This window comes from Burkholderia sp. WP42 (assembly GCF_000745665.1).
Taxonomy (GTDB): domain Bacteria; phylum Pseudomonadota; class Gammaproteobacteria; order Burkholderiales; family Burkholderiaceae; genus Burkholderia; species Burkholderia vietnamiensis.
Genome location: NZ_JQJT01000026.1, coordinates 1 through 16,811, shown reverse-complemented (window position 1 = coordinate 16,811; position 16,811 = coordinate 1). Strand labels below are relative to the sequence as shown.

13 protein-coding genes are annotated in these 16,811 nt (G+C 68.4%); 4 read left to right on the top strand and 9 right to left on the bottom strand.

The window, feature by feature from the left end; all coding sequences use genetic code 11:
* A partial coding sequence (locus tag EX20_RS17435; protein WP_197063147.1) for an efflux RND transporter permease subunit occupies positions 1–513 on the top strand: 513 nt, incomplete at its 5' end.
* Between the two features lie 425 nt (positions 514–938).
* Here EX20_RS17435 and EX20_RS17430 read toward each other — a convergent pair.
* On the bottom strand, positions 939–2,462 hold the full coding sequence (locus tag EX20_RS17430; protein ID WP_034194200.1) for an NYN domain-containing protein: 1,524 nt from the start codon (positions 2,460–2,462) through the stop codon (positions 939–941).
* Between the two features lie 263 nt (positions 2,463–2,725).
* Between EX20_RS17430 and EX20_RS17425 the strand changes: the two genes are divergently transcribed.
* Positions 2,726–3,355: an SDR family oxidoreductase gene (locus EX20_RS17425; RefSeq protein ID WP_014722761.1), complete on the top strand. Its 630-nt coding sequence runs from the start codon at positions 2,726–2,728 to the stop codon at positions 3,353–3,355.
* Between the two features lie 204 nt (positions 3,356–3,559).
* Here EX20_RS17425 and EX20_RS17420 read toward each other — a convergent pair whose 3' ends face one another.
* A complete protein-coding gene (locus tag EX20_RS17420; protein WP_034194199.1) occupies positions 3,560–4,111 on the bottom strand; it encodes a peroxiredoxin in 552 nt (183 codons plus the stop codon).
* A 279-nt stretch (positions 4,112–4,390) separates the two neighbouring features.
* Between EX20_RS17420 and cdpA the strand changes: the two genes are divergently transcribed.
* Both cdpA and EX20_RS17410 read left to right on the top strand, forming a co-directional pair.
* Positions 4,391–6,130, top strand: a complete 1,740-nt coding sequence (cdpA, locus tag EX20_RS17415; protein ID WP_196480377.1) for a cyclic di-GMP phosphodiesterase CdpA — start codon at positions 4,391–4,393, stop codon at positions 6,128–6,130.
* A 29-nt stretch (positions 6,131–6,159) separates the two neighbouring features.
* The gene (locus EX20_RS17410) at positions 6,160–7,692 is read left to right on the top strand and encodes an HDOD domain-containing protein (protein ID WP_034194198.1); all 1,533 of its coding nucleotides are present in this window, start codon (positions 6,160–6,162) and stop codon (positions 7,690–7,692) included.
* An 87-nt stretch (positions 7,693–7,779) separates the two neighbouring features.
* Here EX20_RS17410 and EX20_RS17405 read toward each other — a convergent pair whose 3' ends face one another.
* The 7 genes from EX20_RS17405 to EX20_RS17375 form a co-directional block, all read right to left on the bottom strand.
* Positions 7,780–8,574, bottom strand: a complete 795-nt coding sequence (locus tag EX20_RS17405; RefSeq protein ID WP_011884036.1) for an ABC transporter substrate-binding protein — start codon at positions 8,572–8,574, stop codon at positions 7,780–7,782.
* 236 nt (positions 8,575–8,810) lie between these two features.
* Positions 8,811–9,896: a succinylglutamate desuccinylase gene (gene astE / locus EX20_RS17400; protein ID WP_034194197.1), complete on the bottom strand. Its 1,086-nt coding sequence runs from the start codon at positions 9,894–9,896 to the stop codon at positions 8,811–8,813.
* On the bottom strand, positions 9,880–11,220 hold the full coding sequence (gene astB / locus EX20_RS17395; RefSeq protein WP_034194196.1) for an N-succinylarginine dihydrolase: 1,341 nt from the start codon (positions 11,218–11,220) through the stop codon (positions 9,880–9,882). The genes astE and astB overlap by 17 nt, the downstream gene beginning before the upstream one ends.
* A gap of 14 nt (positions 11,221–11,234) precedes the next feature.
* Entirely contained in the window at positions 11,235–12,698 is a 1,464-nt protein-coding gene (gene astD / locus EX20_RS17390; RefSeq protein WP_034194195.1) for a succinylglutamate-semialdehyde dehydrogenase, read from the bottom strand.
* 7 nt (positions 12,699–12,705) lie between these two features.
* Positions 12,706–13,737 (bottom strand): arginine N-succinyltransferase, encoded by a 1,032-nt coding sequence (gene astA / locus EX20_RS17385; RefSeq protein WP_011884025.1) that lies wholly within the window; start codon positions 13,735–13,737, stop codon positions 12,706–12,708.
* The gene (gene aruF / locus EX20_RS17380) at positions 13,734–14,810 is read right to left on the bottom strand and encodes an arginine/ornithine succinyltransferase subunit alpha (protein WP_011884024.1); all 1,077 of its coding nucleotides are present in this window, start codon (positions 14,808–14,810) and stop codon (positions 13,734–13,736) included. The genes astA and aruF overlap by 4 nt, the downstream gene beginning before the upstream one ends.
* A 30-nt stretch (positions 14,811–14,840) precedes the next feature.
* Entirely contained in the window at positions 14,841–16,073 is a 1,233-nt protein-coding gene (locus tag EX20_RS17375) for an aspartate aminotransferase family protein (protein WP_034194194.1), read from the bottom strand.
* Between the last annotated feature and the right edge of the window lie 738 nt (positions 16,074–16,811).

The following is a 16,811-nucleotide window of genomic DNA, read 5'->3' as shown; positions in this document are numbered from 1 at the left end:
TACATCGTGCTCGGCGTGCTGTACGAGAGCTACATCCATCCGATCACGATCCTGTCGACGCTGCCGTCGGCCGGCGTCGGCGCGCTGCTCGCGCTGCTGCTGTGCAAGACCGAGTTCAGCATCATCGCGCTGATCGGCGTGATCCTGCTGATCGGCATCGTGAAGAAGAACGCGATCATGATGGTCGACTTCGCGATCGACCAGACCCGCCACGCCCACAAGTCGTCGTTCGACGCGATCCACGAGGCGTGCCTGCTGCGCTTCCGGCCGATCATGATGACGACGATGGCGGCGCTGCTCGGCGCGCTGCCGCTCGCGTTCGGTCACGGCGACGGCGCCGAGCTGCGCGCGCCGCTCGGGATCGCGATCGCCGGCGGGCTGATCATGTCGCAGGTGCTGACGCTCTATACGACGCCGGTCGTGTATCTGTACATGGACCGGCTGCGCGTGTGGAGCGAGAAGCGGCGCGGACGGCGCGGCGATACGGGTGGGCCGGCGGTGGCTGGGGAGTGAGGGGTGTGGGTGGTTGGCTCAGGTGATCGCCGTAAGCCGTCCCGAAAGGTGTCGTGATCGACGGGGCGATGCAGGCGCGCTGACCGTGGCCCGTGACTGAGCTGAGCAAGCGATCGGCTCCGGTGATCGCCGCAGGCCATCCACGAATGGCGTCGTCATCGACGTGGCGATGCAGGCGCGCTGACCGTGGTCGGCGAATGAGCCGTGCAAGCGGTCGGCTCCTGTGATCGCCGTAGGCCATCCACGAAAGGCGTCGTGATAGACGGGGCGATGCAGGCGCGCTAACCGTGGCCGGCGAGTGAGCGGCGCAAGCGACCTGTGCCGACGATAGGCGCAGGTGCTCCGCGCGGGGCAACGGTGCGGGAAAACGGCGGCACCGGCACCGACGTTCCCCCGTCGAACTGCCGACCCGCCGCTATTCTCCGTTATTCGCTCGCAGCTGCCGTCTTGCGCGGGCGACGTGCGCGCGGCGCCGTCTTGCGGGCCGGTTTCTTCGGCTTCGCTTCGCTCGATGCTTCACCCGTCGCCTCGGCAGCCGCTTCGGCAACCGGTGCGGCCGCTGACGGTTCACGCGGCGTCGCGCCGCTCGCCGGCGCAACGGGCTCACCCGATGCCTGCGCTACGCGCCGGTCGTCGTCGTGCGCGGCGCGCGCGTGCTGGCGGTCGGCATGCCTGGTATCCGCATGCTCGGGGTTCGCGTGCTGGTCTCGGCCATGCCTGTCGCCGTCGTGCGTCGCGTCGTCGGGCTTCGCTTCGCCATGGCGGGCAGCGCCCTTCGCATCGCCGCCCTTCGCATCACCGCCCTTCTTCGCGCCGGCCTTCTTCGCGGCGCTCTTGCGTGTGCGCTTGCGACCTTCCTTCGCGTCGCCATGCGTATCCACCGCCTCCACCGCTTCGCCGGACGCCGTGCTTTCGGCCGCATCAGCCGCCTGCGCCGCGACGATCGCCGCTTCGTCGACGAACTCGACGGCGGCTGCATCGTCCGCATCCGCGTGCGTGCTCTCCGGCACCCCCGCATGAGCGCCGTGCCCGCGACGGCGCGGCTCGCGCGCGGGCTGTACAGCGTCGCGCCCGCCGTGACCATGGTGCCCGCCCGCCTCGCGCGTGGCCGCCGGCTCCGCCGCAACGGGATGCCGCGGCCGCGACACGAACGCGCCCGACTTGTCGTCGCGCCCCACTTCGAGCAGACCGCGCGCCTGCGCTTCGTCGAGCAGGTTGCCGAACGCGCGGAAGCCGTAGTACGACTCGTTGAAGTCGGGCTTGCGGCGCTTGATCGCGCTCTTGAGCACCGACGCCCAGATCTTGCCGACGTCGTCGCGCTCCGACGCGAGCGCATCGAACGTCTCGACCGCGAGCGCGATCGCCTCGCTGCGCCGCGCTTCCAGCTCCGGCTTGCGCGACGGCTCGTCCGCGCGCTTCGCGCCGCCGTTGCCGGTACGCTGCTGCTCGCGCTTGGCGAGCGCACGCTGCTGCTCGCGCACCAGATCGTCGTAGAAAATGAATTCGTCGCAGTTCGCGACGAGCAGGTCCGACGTCGACTTCTTCACGCCGACGCCGATCACCTTCTTCGCGTTCTCGCGCAGCTTCGACACGAGCGGCGAAAAATCCGAGTCGCCGCTGATGATGACGAACGTATCGACGTGCGACTTGGTGTAGCAGAGGTCGAGCGCATCGACGACGAGCCGGATGTCGGCCGAATTCTTGCCCGACTGGCGCACGTGCGGGATCTCGATCAGCTCGAAGCTCGCCTCGTGCATCGACGCCTTGAAGCCCTTGTAGCGCTCCCAGTCGCAATAAGCCTTCTTCACGACGATGCTGCCCTTGAGCAGCAAGCGCTCGAGCACGGGCTTGATGTCGAATTTCTCGTACTTCGCGTCGCGCACGCCCAGTGCGACGTTCTCGAAGTCGCAGAACACGGCCATGCTGATGTTGTCCAGGGGTAATGCCATGTGTACTCCAACCGGTTGGCCGCCGCGTTGTACTGCATGGCGGCGAAAAATGCATCGCGCACATGATAGCCGGTCGGCGGCCCGATTCCGCCATTCGCGCGTGCAGCCGCATCGAGCGGCGCGCTGCCGCGGCGGCTCGCCGGCGCGCGGCCAGCGGTACAGCCCCAATTACACGCGCGCCGCCTGCGCAATTCGACATACACTTGAGTAACGGTCGTCCGTCCCTATCTGGAAGGATGACGCATCGAGCAAGGAGCGGTTTCATGACGACGAAGGTACTGCTGATTGGCGCCACCGGCCGCACGGGCCAGGCCTGCGCGGATCTGCTGCTCAAGCAGCCGGAATTCGAGGTGACGGCGCTGGTGCGCCGGCACGGCTATGCGCTGCCGGGCGCGAAGGTCGTCGAGGCCGACCTGACGGGCGATTTCTCGCACGCGTTCCAGGGCATCACGCACGTGATCTACGCGGCCGGCTCGGCCGAAGCGGAAGGCCCGGCCGAAGAGGAGCAGGTCGATCGCGACGCGGTCGCGCGCGCCGCCGACTATGCGCTCGCCTGCAACGTGCAGAAGCTGGTGGTGATCAGCTCGCTGACCGCGTACTGGCCCGAGCGCAGCAGCGACGCCCTGCGCCATTACTCGCAGATGAAGCACGAGGGCGACGAGCGCGTGATCGCGTCGGGCATCGACTACGTGATCCTGCGCCCCGGCCCGCTCGCCGACGGCCCGGGCGTCGGCAAGATCGCGCTGGCCGAGGAGCCGCTCGACTCGCCGCCGCCCGTGTCGCGCCAGGACGTCGCCTGGGCCGCGATCGAAGCGATCAAGCTCGGCATTTCCCGCAAGGTGATCGGTTTCGTCGGCGGCAGCGTGCCGATCGAGCAGGCGCTGCGCGCGTAAAGCGCGCCGTGGCCGTGACCGGGTGCGGGCGGGCGCGCAGCCCGTCGCACCGGCGCCATGCGTCGTGGCCGGGTTTCGCATTGCATCGCGCGTTTTGCGCCGCCCGGACACGCGATTTCCTTCAACAGGCGCTCGCGCTCGCGTGCGGCCGCGACGTCGATTACCGCCGGCCCGCCGCGCCGCCGCACACCTTCGGCGCGATGCCTACTGCTTCGGATGAGCGTCGGCCCACGCCTTCACCGCCGCGAGCGTATTCTCGACGTGCTTGTCCGGCGACAGGCTCGTGTACTCGTAGAGCACCTTCCCTTCCGGCGAAATCACGTACGACACGCGGTTGGCGCGATCGAGCGCGGGCAGCTTCGCGTCGTATTCGCGGATGATCTTCGCGTCCGGATCGGCCGCGACCGGGAATTTGCTGCGGCACTCGGTCACCGAGAACTTCGTCAGCGTGTCGATGTTGTCCGCCGACACGCCGATCACCGTCGCGCCGTAAGCCTTGTAACGATCGACCGCGTCCGCGAACGCGTGCGCCTCGATCGTGCAGCCCTTCGTGAACGCGGCCGGGTAGAAATACAGCACCACCGGCCCGCGCTTGAGCGCATCGGCCAGCGTGTACGTGTACGTCTTGCCGCCCAGCGACGCCTGCGTCGTGAAATCCGGCGCCCGTTGGCCCGGTTTCAATTGTGCGTGCGCAACCAGCGCATGGCCGGCCACCAGCGCCGCTGCCGCGGCGCCCACCAATAGTTTTCGCTTCATCTGCGTCCTCATTTCTTATAAAGTCGGCCTCGATGCAGGCCATGCCGGCGTTCGCCTGCCGAACACCGGAGGTACGACCCGGCGCGGCACGTAGTCTCAGCCCCGGCCGGACGGTTAAAGATTTCGCGCAGGCTGCCGTTATTCCTTCCGGACAACCGGTTCCAGCCCTTCACGTCAGCGAGACACATGGAAGCCAACAGGAAACAGACGCCACTCAAGGGCTCCTGGCGCAACGCCTTGCATACGCTGCGCCGCTTTGCCTGGTCGGGCGGCGCGCTGATGCCTGCGCGCGCCGGCACGCCGCGGCGCGACGATACCGTGCGCGACTGGCTGGAACAGACGGTGGGCACGGTCGATTTCCTGGCGCACGTCGATCGCGAATTGCGCTTCCTGTACGTGTCCGACGCCAGCCTGCGCTTCATCGGCTATCACCGCGACTACCTGCACACGCTGACGCTGCGCGACCTGATCGCCGAACAGGATACCCCGGCGCTCGAAGCGCTGCTCGCCCGCGCCGCGCGCTCGGGCCAGGTCGAGAAGACGACGCTGTGCATCGTCAAGTCGCTCACCTACCCGCTCGACGTCGAGATCCGGGCGTTCAAGAGCCGCCACCACGGCGTCGACGGCTTCGCGATCGCCGCGTTCGACGTATCGGCGTGGCGCGCGCTGGAGGCGCGTCTCACCTACGAGATGCATCACGACCCGATGACGGGGCTCGACAACCTGTCCTCGCTCGTGCCGGCGCTGATGCGCGCGCAGCAGGCCGCCGACGAGTCGGGCACCTGCGCGGCGCTGCTGCTGCTCGACCTCGACGACTACCAGCGCATCAACCGCGCACTCGGCTACGATGCCGGCGACGTGCTGCTGCGCGAGACGGCGAAGCGGCTGCAGGCGCTGATGTCGCCGGACGAACAGCTCGCACGCGTGGCGAGCGACAAGTTCGCGGTGGTGCTGACCGCCCCCGACCGCGCCCGCGCGAGCAGCGCCGCCGACGCGCTCGCGCGCCGGCTGCAGGCCGCGGTGCGCGAGCCCTACGTGCATCAGGGGCAGACGGTCCACCTGTCCGCGAGCATCGGCATCGCGCTGTACCCGGACGAACGCACGGCATCGCACCGCGCGCAGCATCACAGCCCGCTGCTGCGCCGTGCCGATCACGCGCTGTCGCAGGCGAAGGCGTCGGGCGGCAATGCGCTGTCGTTCCACGCGCCGGTCGACGATCCGGCCGACGCCGAGCGGCTCAAGCTCGAAGCCGACCTGTACGACGGCGTGCGCAACGGCGAATTCTCGCTGCACTTCCAGCCGATCACGCGCAGCCAGTCGGGCGCGGTGGTCGGCGTCGAGGCGCTGATCCGCTGGCGCCATCCGCTGCACGGCCTCGTGCCGCCGGTGACCTTCATTCCGCTCGCCGAATCCATCGGCCTGATCAACTATCTCGGCAACTGGGTGCTCAAGGCCGCGTGCATGCAGCTCGTCGCATGGGACCGCCAGGGGCTCCCGCTGCAGTACGTGGCGGTCAACGTGTCGCCGCAGCAGTTCCGCGACCCGCGCTTCACGCAGAGCGTGCGCGAGGCGATCGCGCTGACGGGCATCGACCCGCGGCGCATCGTGCTCGAGATCACCGAGAGCCTGCTGATGCACGACCCCGCGCAGGCCAAGGGCCTGCTCGAGGAGCTGACCGAACTGGGCATCCGCTTCGCGATCGACGATTTCGGCACCGGCTACTCGAGCCTCGCGTACCTGCAACGCTTCCCGCTCGCGAAGCTGAAGATCGACCGCAGCTTCGTCGAGAACCTGCTGACCTCGCGCAACGACCGCGCGATCGTATCGGCCGTGGTCGGCCTCGCGCAGACGCTCGATCTGGAGCTCGTCGCCGAAGGCGTCGAGACCGAGGCGCAGCGCGAGCTGCTGACCGAGATGGGCTGCAACCATATCCAGGGCTGGCTCGTGTGCCAGGCGCTGCCGTCCGAGGAACTCGCACGGCGCTTCGAGGCGCAGCAACTGCGCCTTCACGCCGCCTGACGCGCACGCCGAACTGGACAGATTCCCGTATGTCACTCACCGCACACCTGCCCCGCACAGCGCTGCTCGACAAGCTGTGGGCCCGGATGAACGAACGCGGCGACTTCCCGCTGCTGTCGGAATCGCTGCGCACGACGATGGCCGCGATGAAGAACGACGAGCTCGACTTCACCGCGCTCGTGCGCGTCGTGCTGTCCGATTTCGCGCTCACGCAGAAAGTGCTGCGGCTCGCGAATTCCGCCATGTACATGGCCTTCGGCGGCAACATCACGACCGTCACCCGAGCGCTGATGGTGCTCGGCATGGACACCGTCGGCCATCTGGTCGTCGGGCTGAAGCTGGTCGACCATTTCCACCAGAGCACGCCGCGTCGCATCGACGCGAAGCTCGAGCTGAACCGCGCGCTGCTGTCCGGCTGCGTCGCGCGCAAGCTGACCGAGCATGCGGAACTGCGCGGCGGCGAGGAAGCCGTCGTCTGCACGCTGATGCGCCAGGTCGGCAAGCTGCTGGTGGTCTGCTATCTCGACAGCGAATGGGACCGGATTCGGCGCCGCGCGGCCGAGCTGGACGGCGACGACGAACGCGCATGCGTCGACGTGCTGGGCGTCAGCTTCGAAGCGATCGGCCTCGAGGCGGCGGCCAGCTGGCGGCTGCCCGACGTGATCCGCGCCGGGATGGCCAATGGCGACGACAACGTCGAGCCCGACGAGATGGACGACGACGCCGACGACCTCGACGACGACCGCCGGTTCGCGCCGGACACGCGCGCCGACGAAGGCGAGGAGCGCGTGCGCTGGCTGCGCGCGGTGAGCCGCTGCTCGACCGACGTCGCCAGCGCGCTCACCACGCCCGCCGGCCCGCAGCGCGACGCGCACATCGCCGCGCTCGCGCAGCGCTACGGCGCGGCGCTCGACATCGAAGCCGACGCGCTGGTCGAAATCGCCGACCGGCTCGCACGCGAGGAAGCGAGCGACACCGTGATGCGCGAGATCGTCGAGCTGCGCGCGAATGCCGACGCGATCGCACGCGCGCAAGGCCAGCCCAAGGCGTGCATCGAAGCCGGCCTCGCGGACCTGCGCGCGCTGCCGTCCGAACACGTGCTCACGCCGGTGCTCGCGCTCGCTTCGGAAAGCCTGCTCGCGGGCCTCGCGTTCACGCGCACGGTGATGTTCGTACGCCGCGACGACGGCATCTTCGCCGCGCGCCTCGGCTTCGGCCCGGGCGTCGACGCGGCGCTCGACCGGCTGCAGTTCACCGAGCGCTTCGAGCCCGACGTCTTCCATCTGGCGATCACGAACTCGGTCGGCATCTTCATCGAACAGGCGCAGGACCCGAAGATGGCGAAGCGCCTGCCCGCGTGGTACGTCGACGCGCTGCCCGATGCGCGCGCCTTCGTGCTGCTGCCGGTGCGCGTCGGCACGACGAGCGTCGCGCTGCTGTACGGCGACTGGGCCGGCGCGCAGACCGCGCGCAAGATCACGCAGCAGGAGATGAGCGTGCTCAACGAACTCGCGCGCGAGCTCGCGCGGTTCTTTCCCACGCAGCCCACACCGGCGACGTGACGCGGGCACGGCGCCCGCAACGCGCCGCGCCCAAAAGCAAACCGGCCGCGAACGCGGCCGGCTGCATCGTGCGACGGATCGAAACGCTTACTTGAGCGTCACCGGCACGCTGAAGTATTTCTTCGCGAGCGTGTCGATCGTGCCGTCGGCCTTCAGCTCCTTGAGCGCCTGATCGAGCGCGGTCTTCAGCGCCGCGTCGTTCTTGCGCAGGCCGAAGCCGACGCCCGAGCCGAGAATCTCGGCATCGCTGACGGTGCCGCCCGCGAATGCGAAGCCCTGGCCTTGCGGCTTCGACAGGAAGCCCTTCGCGCCCGCTTCCGAATCCTGGAACGTCGCGTCGAGACGGCCCGACTTCAGGTCGGCGTATGCGAGGTCCTGGGTCTGGTACGGCACGACTTCGACGCCGGCCGGCGCCCACTTCTTCTTCGCGTAGGCTTCCTGGATCGTGCCCTGCAGCACGCCGACGCGCTTGCCCTTCAGCGCTTGCGGCGTCGGCAGCAGGCCGCTGCCCTGCTTCGCGATCAGCTGGTTGGGGATCGTGTAGATCGGATCGGTGAACGCGACCGCGTGCTTGCGCTGCTCGGTGATCGTCATGTCCGAGTTGATCGCGTCGAACTTGCGCGCCTGCAGCGCCGGAATCAGCCCGTCGAAGTCGTTCTCGACCCACACGCACTTGGTTTTCAGCTTCGCGCACACCGCGTTGCCGATGTCGATGTCGAAGCCGGTCAGCTTGCCGTCGGGCGTCTTGTATTCGAACGGCGCATACGAGGCCTCGACGCCGAACCGGATCTCCTTCAGATCCGCGGCCATCGCGCTGCCTGCCGCCACGACCGATGCTGCCACGACCGCGTGCGCGGCCAACTTACGCCAAACCAACTTCATCAGGTGTTCTCCTCGATACTCGAATGTTCCGGAACCACGGCGCATGCATCATGGCAGCGCCGGACCACTACCACCATCCCGATGCCGCGCGTTGATGCGGCGCAACAGCCGCAAGGCCGCGATTGTACCAATCCGCGCCGCCCGCGACGGCAAAGCGGCGGCGGCCGCGCGGTACTGCCGAACGCGCAAGACGATGTCGCTGTCGCGCAAGCGCGACGCGCGGACGCCGCCGTCGGTCACACGAGCGCGGCGAGCGTGTCGCGCGTCGTGTCGACGACCAGCAGCCCCGCACGCAGGCCGGGCTTCACCGACGGATTCGGAAACACGATGCGCTCCTCGTCGTGCCTGACCGTGTAGCGGTAATCGCCGTCCTGCGCGAGCACGGTGCCGCGCGCGAACGCGGTGAAGTTCGCGACGTCGGGCGCGACGAACAGCTCGAGCGCGTCGCTGCGCTTCGTGATCTGGTCGATCACGGTGAACACGCGCGGCAGCGGCGCGTCGCCGCGGGCAGCGCCGGCGTCACCCTCGTCACCCACATCGCCGGCCGCGCGCGACACGAGCTGGCGTACCGCGCGGTCGGCCGCCGCGAAGCGCGACAGGTCGTTCTGCCCGAACGGGCGCACCTTGCCGAGCTCGAGCGTGCATGCGAGCGCGCCGCATTGCTCGGCCGTGAAATGCGAATACGTATTGCCCTTCGCGGTATGCAGCAGCACGGCCGCGATGCGCGCGTCGCCGAGCCATTCGATCATCGCGCGGGTCGGCGGCGTGCCGGTGTGCGGCAGCAGCGCGAACTGCTCGAACACCGATGCACGGATCGCCGTGTGCATGTCGATGTGCCAGCGCGTGCCGCCGGCCGGCGCGGCCGCGAAGAACGCGGCGGCCGCCGCTTCGAGCTGCTGCGCACGCGGCGCCTCGCGGCTCGCCGGCAGTTGTGCGTGACGGCCGCCGAACAGGCGGTTCAGGTCGTCGTCGAGATAGCGCTTGCCCGCGCGCATCGCCGGCACGTTGCCGAGCACGACCAGCAGCCGGCAGCCGAGCGCGGCCCTGCCCGCCGCGAGATCGCGCACGAGCAGCGACAACAGCTCGATCGGCGCGGTCTCGTCGCCGTGCACACCGGCCGACACGAGCACGCTCGCGCGGGCCGCCGCGCCGGCCGCGGCCGGCTCGAGCGCGAGCAGGCCGTCGCCGAGCCAGCGCCAGCGCAGCGCGCCGCCCGCACACACGCCGTCGCGCTCGGCCGGCGTGCGGCCCGCGAGCGTGAACGCGAGGAAATCGTCGAGCAGCCCGGCAGCCGCCACGCGCGACTCAGCGCTGGAAGTCATACAGCGAGCCCACCCGCAGGATCTGCGTGAGTTCGTCGAGCGCCGTGCGCGATTCGTCGAGCAGCGCCGGATCGGCGAGGTCTTCCGGGGCGATACGGTCGCGATAGTGCGTGTCGATCCACGCGTCGAGCGACGCGAACAGCGTGTCGTTCATCCACACGTTCGACGTGACGGCCGCGCGCTCGGCCTCGGTCAGCACGACGCGCAGGCGCAGGCACGCCGGGCCGCCGCCGTTCTTCATGCTTTCGCGCAGGTCGAACACCAGCACGTCGCCAATCGGCCCGTTGGCCGCCGCGAGACGATCGAGATAGGCGGCCACGTTCGCGTTCTCGCGGCATTCCTGCGGCACGACGAGCACTTGCGAGCCGTCCGCGCGCGACAGCAGCTGGCTGTTGAACAGATACGACGTCACCGCGTCGTTCACGCTCACGGCCGCGTCGGGCACCTCGATCACGTTCAGCCGCGCGCCGCGCGCGTCGAGCGCGGCCGTCAGCGTGTCGTACACCGCCTGCTTGTTGACGAATGCACGCTCGTGCGTGAACAGCGTGTCGCGGTTGCCGACCGAAATCACGTCGTTGTGGAACACGCCCGCATCGATCACGTCCGGGTCCTGCTGCGCATAGACGGTCGCCGTTTCGTCGAGACCGTGGCGCTGCGCGACCGCGCGGCTCGCCTCGAACGTCTGCCGCGCCGGAAAGCGCTTCGGCTCCGGCCCGCGGCGATATTCGGCGCGGCCGTACACGAAGAACTCGACGCCCGGCTTGCCGTATGCCGCGCAAAAGCGCGTATGGTTCGCCGCGCCTTCGTCGCCGAGCGCCGGCGTGCCCGTCAGCGCGTCGTGCACCACGAAGCGCGCGGGATCGGCGAACAGCGTCGACAGCGTGCGGCGCGTCGCCTCGTGTTCGATCGCGCGATGCAGCTTGCTGCACAGGTTGGCCGGCGTGAAGTGGACGCGGCCGTCGGCGGTGTCGGCCGACGGGCTGACGGTCGCCGCGTTCGCGGTCCACATCGCCGACGCCGAGCTCGCCGCGGCGAGCAGCTCGGGCGCCTGCTTCGCGGCCTTCGCGATCACGTCGGCGTCCTTGCCGGAGAAGCCGAGCTCGCGCAACAGGCGCAACGACGGCCGCTCCTGCGGCGGCAGCACGCCTTGCGCGAAGCCGAGATCGGCGAGCTGCTTCATCTTGCGCAGCCCCTGCTTCGCGGCTGCCTTCGGGTTCGCGGCCGATTTTTCGTTGTTGAGCGACGCCACGTTGCCGAACGACAGCCCGGCGTAGTTGTGGGTCGGGCCGACGAGTCCGTCGAAATTGGCTTCTTGTGCGTTCATCGTCGTTCCCTCGTTCAGAAGTGCAGGCCCGGCGACAGGCTCGCGGGCAAGCTCAGTTGCGTGCTTTCGACCGATGCCATCGGATAGGCGCAATAGTCGGCCGCGTAATACGCGCTCGGCCGGTGGTTGCCCGAGCGGCCGGTGCCGCCGAACGGCGCGGCCGACGATGCGCCGTTGGTCGGCCGGTTCCAGTTGACGATCCCAGCGCGGATCGTGCGGCGGAACTGCTCCCATGCGTGCGCGTCGTCACTGAGCAGCCCGGCCGACAGGCCGAACGCCGTGTCGTTCGCGCGCTCGATCGCTTCGTCGAAGCGCGCGTAGCGCACGATTTGCGCGAGCGGGCCGAAGTGCTCCTCGTCGGGCAGGCGGGCGACGTCGGTCACGTCGATGATCGACGCGTTCACGAAGCCCAGGCGCGCATCGCGCTGCGTCATCTCGATGATCGGGCGGGCGCCCTGCTCGATCAGCCGCGCCTGCGCGTCGACCAGCTTCGCGGCCGCGCGCGCCGAGATCACCGCGCCCATGAACGGCTGCGGATCGGCGTCGAACACGTCGGCGGTGATTTTCGACGTGACGTCGACCAGGCGCGCGAGAAAGCGCTCGCCGTGCGCGCCCTGCGGCACGAAGATCCGCCGCGCGCAGGTGCAGCGCTGGCCGGCCGACAGGAACGCCGACTGGATCGTATGGTGCACGGCCGCGTCGATGTCCTCGACTTCGCCGATCACGAGCGGGTTGTTGCCGCCCATCTCGAGCGCCAGCACGATTTCCGGACGGCCGCCGAACTGCTTGTGCAGCAGCGTGCCGGTGTCCGAGCTGCCGGTGAAGAACAGGCCGTCGATCTGTCGATGGTTCGCAAGCGCGATGCCGGTGTCCTTCTCGCCTTGCACGAGGTTCAGCACGCCGGCCGGCAGCCCGGCTTCATGCCACACCTCGACCGTCGCGCGCGCCACGCCCGGCGCGAGCTCGGACGGCTTGAACACGACCGTGTTGCCCGCGATCAGCGCCGGCACGATGTGCCCGTTCGGCAAATGGCCGGGGAAGTTGTACGGGCCGAACACCGCGACGACACCGTGCGGGCGATGGCGCAGCACCGCGACGCCGTCGGCCATGTCCTGGCGCTTCTCGCCGGTGCGCTCGTGGTAGGCCTGGATCGAGATGGCGACCTTCGCGGCCATCGCCGCGACCTCGGTGCGCGCTTCCCACAGCGGCTTGCCGGTCTCGCGGCCGATCGCGGCTGCGAGCGCTTCCTTGCGTTCGGTGAGCAGCGCCGCGAAGCGCTTGACGATCTCGCAGCGCGCGTCGAAGTCGAGCGCCGACCATCCGGCGAAGGCGCGGCGCGCGCTCGCGACCGCACGCTCGACGTCGGCCGCCGACGCACTGGCGCCTTGCCAGGCGATCGCGTCGGTGCCGGGGTTGCGCGAGGCGAACACGGGGCCCGAGCCTGCGACCCAGGCGCCGTCGATGAAGAGTTCCGTCATGATTCGTTTATCCCTGTTTGGCTTTGAGCGGCAGCACGCGGACCGGATCGCCGGCCTTCACGTCGAGCGCGGCGGCATCGTCGGCCGACAGCACGAACGATCCGTTCGCGACCACGCCCGGCGCGACGCCGACGCGGAAGTCGTGCAGCGACGTGTTCGACACCAGCGAGCGGCTCGCGTCGCCCAGCGCATCGGGCACGCCGATCGCAGCCGGCACGACCACGCTCTCGCGCACGGTGCGCAGGTCGTTGATGTGGCATTCGAGCACCGGGCCGGCATCGAAGATGTCCACGTGGTTCTGATAGCGCAGCCCTTCTGCTTCGAGCATCTTGCGGGCCGGCAGCGTGTCGCGGTGCGTGAGGCCGACCGCGTCCTGCGCGTCCTGCGGCAGCAGGTCGACGTACACCGGATAGCGCGGCATCAGTTCGGCGAGGAACGACTTGCGGCCGTGCGAGCTCAGATAATCGGCCGCGTTGAAGTCGATCTGGTAGAAGTGCGAGCCGACGGCGCGCCAGAACGGCGACGTGCCGTCCTCGTCGAAGTGCCCGCGCAGCTCCGCGCAGATGCGTTCCGGAAAGCGCTCGCGGAACTGCGCGATGAACATGAAGCGCGAGCGCGACAGCAGGCCGCCGACGCCGCCCGTGCGATAGCGCGGGCTCAGGAACAGCGAGCACACTTCCGCGTAGCCGGTCAGGTCGTGCGAGATGTTCAGCGCGTGCATGCGCGTCCACACGCCGAGCTCCTGGCTCGCATGCACGACGGTGCTCACGCGATAGTTGTAGAACGGCTGCTCGAGGCCGACCTGCGACTCGATCCCGCAGACGCCCGCGATGTCGCCCGTCGTCGAATCTTCCATCACGAAGAAGTAGCCGGCTTCGCCCGGTGCGGCGCGGCCGTCGAGCGTGCGGCGCGAGCGTTCGATGCGCGCGGCGAGCGCGTCGCGGTCGGGCTTGAACGTGGTCAGGCCCGGCCCGGTTTCCTGCGCGAGCGACACGAGCGCGTCGACGTCGCCCGTTTGTACGACCCGAACGACGATCATGCTGCGTCTCCCTTCATGTCTTCATCGTCGCGGCGATGCAGCGGCACGCAGCGCACGACATCGCCATCCTTCACACCGAGCGCCGCGCGCACGTCGGCGGCGAGCGGCGCGTCCGCGCCATGTGCGCCGGCCGCATCGGCCGCTTCGGCGGGCAGATCGGCCAGCACGCAGCGGAACGCTTCGCCGCTGCCGCTCGACACCATGTACGCGACGTCGCCCCGCTGATGCGCGGCTTCGCGCACGGTGCGCTCGGCGGCGAACTTCACGCAGGCGGTGCGGTCGACCTGCGCGGTGAGCACCGGGCCCGCGTCGAAGATGTCGACGAAGCGGTCGGGTTCGAAGCCTTCCTCGAGGTGGATGTCGTACGCGAGCAGCGCCGATTCGTTCGGCTCGCCGAGTACGCGCTGCGCGGCTTCGGGCAGCAGCGGCACGTACAGTGGATAGGCCGGCATCACTTCAGCGATGAAGGTTCGGCTGCGGCCGCCCGATGCGATGTCGACGTCGGTGAAGTCGCGGCCGAAGAACTTGCGGCCCACCGCTTCCCAGAACGGCGATGCGCCCGTCGCGTCGCTCACGCCGAGCAGCAGCGTGAACACTTCGGGCGTGAAGCGGCGGCGGTTCGCGGCGATGTACATCATCCGCGCGCGCGAGATCAGGTGCGCGGCCGCGTCGCCGCGCAGCGACGGATCGACGTAGAAGCCGGCGAGCCGGCTCTTGCCGGTGAGCTCGTGCGACATCGTGAGCGCATGGATCTTGCGGTTCACGTGCAGCTCGCGCGACGCATGGATCAACGCGTCGTTGCGGAACGCGTAGAACGGTTCCGAGTAGCCGGCCGCGGCGACGATGCTCGCCGTGCCGAGCAGCTTGCCGGTCGATGAATCCTCGAGCACGAACAGGTAGAACTCTTCGCCGGCGAAGTCGACGTCGGCGCGAAACGAGTCTTCGGAGAGCGCCACGCGCGCTTCGAGCGCTGCGCGGTCGTGCGGCAGCGAGTGCAGGACCGGCTGCGCGGTGCGCGCCATCTGCGCGAGCGCATCGAGATCCGTGAGTTTGCCGGGGCGGACAAATAGCATCGTCGTTCCTGTCTGCGGTGGGTGCGCCGCTCAGCGCGCGGTGGCTTCGTGGGCCGCGAGCACCTGCTCGACCGCCTTTTCGAAGCGCTGCACGCCTTCGTCGAGCAGGTCGAACGGGATCACCAGCGACGGCACGAAGCGCAGCACGTTCGGGCCGGCGATCAGCATGATGAGGCCGTTGTCGGCGGCCGCGTTGACGAAGTCCTTCGCGCGGCCGTCGAACGCCGCGGTCAGTTCCGCGCCGACCAGCAGGCCCTTGCCGCGGATGTCCTTGAAGATGCCGAAGCGTGCGTTGATGCGTTCCAGCGCGCCTTTCAGGCGCACGCTGCGTTCGCGCACGCCTTCGAGCAGCGCGGGCTCGGCGATCAGTTCGACGACCTTGTCGGCGATGGCCGACGCGAGCGGGTTGCCGCCGTAGGTGGTGCCGTGGACGCCGACCTTGAAGTGCGCGGCGAGTTCGTTGGTCGTCAGCATCGCGCCGATCGGGAAGCCGTTGCCGAGTGCTTTGGCGGTGGTGAGGATGTCGGGCGTGACGCCCGTATCCATGTACGCGTAGAAGTGGCCGGTGCGGCCGACGCCCGTTTGCACTTCGTCGAAGATCAGCAGTGCGTCGTTCGCATCGCATGCGTCGCGCAGGGCTTTCAGGAAGGCCGGATCGGCCGGGATCACGCCGCCTTCGCCCTGCACCGGCTCGACGATCACCGCGCAGGTTTGCGGGCCGATCGCGGCCTTGGCGGCTTCGATGTCGTTGAACGGCAGGTGTTTGATGCCGGCCGGGACGGGGCCGAAGCCTTCGGAGTATTTCGGCTGGCCGCCGACGCTGACCGTGAATAGCGTGCGGCCGTGGAACGACTGGACGAACGAGACGATTTCATATTTGTCGGCGCCGTGGCGATCGAATGCGACGCGGCGGGCGAGCTTGAGTGCGGCTTCGTTGGCTTCGGCGCCCGAGTTCGCGAAGAATGCGCGGTCGGCGAAGGTCAGCGACTCGAGGCGTTTCGCGAGGCGCAGGACCGGTTCGTTCGTGTAGCCGTTGCCGATGTGCCAGAGCTTGCGGCCTTGTTCGTCGAGCACCTTCAGCAGTTCCGGATGGCCGTGGCCCAGCGACGTGACCGCGATGCCGCATGCGAAATCCACGTACTCGCGGCCGGCCGTGTCCCACACGCGCGAGCCCTCTGCACGGTCCGGCACGAACGGCGCGGGGGAGAATACTGGCACCATCACTTCGTCGAATGTCTGGCGGGTCACGGTCGAGGTCGTCATGGTCGTTCCTTTCGGGTTCGTAAGAGGGTTCAACAGGTTCAAGTTTAGGTAAGGGCTGCGCAAGCGTCTTGCGGAATTGCGACGGGTTCTATCGGAAGCGGTTTTGTCGGGCTGACTTGCTGGTGGCGCTGGCGTTGGCGTGAAATACCTGTGATCGTGTCGGTCTATTAGCGTCGCCCCTGCGCGGGGCGGCGGTTACTTTTCTTTGTCTTGCCAAAGAAAAGTAACCAAAAGAAAGGCGCTCAGATAACGCATGACCTCCCGGTGCCATGGCACCCGGAGTGGCCACCGCCTAAGTGTCCGCGCCAGTAACGAAGCCGGAGTGGTTCGAGAAATAGTTCTGACATCACTCACCACACCACAGATCGGTATACCGCCCGCTAGCTCCGTCCTCGCTTCGCTCGGACGACGGGCAACTCCCCGGTTTCAAGGTGAGCGATCCGTGTATCCGCAATGGTTCCGGATTGCCAAGCATAGAGAAAATCGTCCGGTTGTAATCGTGAAGGGGGCATTGATCTGGAGCACTTATTTCATGGCCAGCTCGCGCACATGGCGCAGATTTTGCGGTTGAAGTACCTTGCAGCCGAGCGCAGCGAGGATGGAGCTAGCGGGCGGTATACCGCTCTGTGGTGTGGTGAGTGATGTCAGAACTATTCTCGAACCACTCCGGTGACCATGGCACCGGGAGGTCACGCGTTATCTGAGCGCCTTTCTTTTGGTTACTTTTCTTTGGCAAGA

Excerpts from the sequence above, each read along its gene's own strand:
- EX20_RS17425 (WP_014722761.1), top strand. The coding sequence starts at position 2,726 with ATGACGACGAAGGTACTGCTGATTGGCGCCACCGGCCGCACGGGCCAG.
- aruF (WP_011884024.1), bottom strand. The coding sequence starts at position 14,810 with ATGCTATTTGTCCGCCCCGGCAAACTCACGGATCTCGATGCGCTCGCG.
- astA (WP_011884025.1), bottom strand. The coding sequence starts at position 13,737 with ATGATCGTCGTTCGGGTCGTACAAACGGGCGACGTCGACGCGCTCGTG.
- EX20_RS17405 (WP_011884036.1), bottom strand. The coding sequence starts at position 8,574 with ATGAAGTTGGTTTGGCGTAAGTTGGCCGCGCACGCGGTCGTGGCAGCA.
- EX20_RS17430 (WP_034194200.1), bottom strand. The coding sequence starts at position 2,462 with ATGGCATTACCCCTGGACAACATCAGCATGGCCGTGTTCTGCGACTTC.
- cdpA (WP_196480377.1), top strand. The coding sequence starts at position 4,391 with ATGCCTGCGCGCGCCGGCACGCCGCGGCGCGACGATACCGTGCGCGAC.
- astE (WP_034194197.1), bottom strand. The coding sequence starts at position 9,896 with ATGACTTCCAGCGCTGAGTCGCGCGTGGCGGCTGCCGGGCTGCTCGAC.
- astD (WP_034194195.1), bottom strand. The coding sequence starts at position 12,698 with ATGACGGAACTCTTCATCGACGGCGCCTGGGTCGCAGGCTCGGGCCCC.
- EX20_RS17410 (WP_034194198.1), top strand. The coding sequence starts at position 6,160 with ATGTCACTCACCGCACACCTGCCCCGCACAGCGCTGCTCGACAAGCTG.
- EX20_RS17375 (WP_034194194.1), bottom strand. The coding sequence starts at position 16,073 with ATGACGACCTCGACCGTGACCCGCCAGACATTCGACGAAGTGATGGTG.
- astB (WP_034194196.1), bottom strand. The coding sequence starts at position 11,220 with ATGAACGCACAAGAAGCCAATTTCGACGGACTCGTCGGCCCGACCCAC.
- EX20_RS17420 (WP_034194199.1), bottom strand. The coding sequence starts at position 4,111 with ATGAAGCGAAAACTATTGGTGGGCGCCGCGGCAGCGGCGCTGGTGGCC.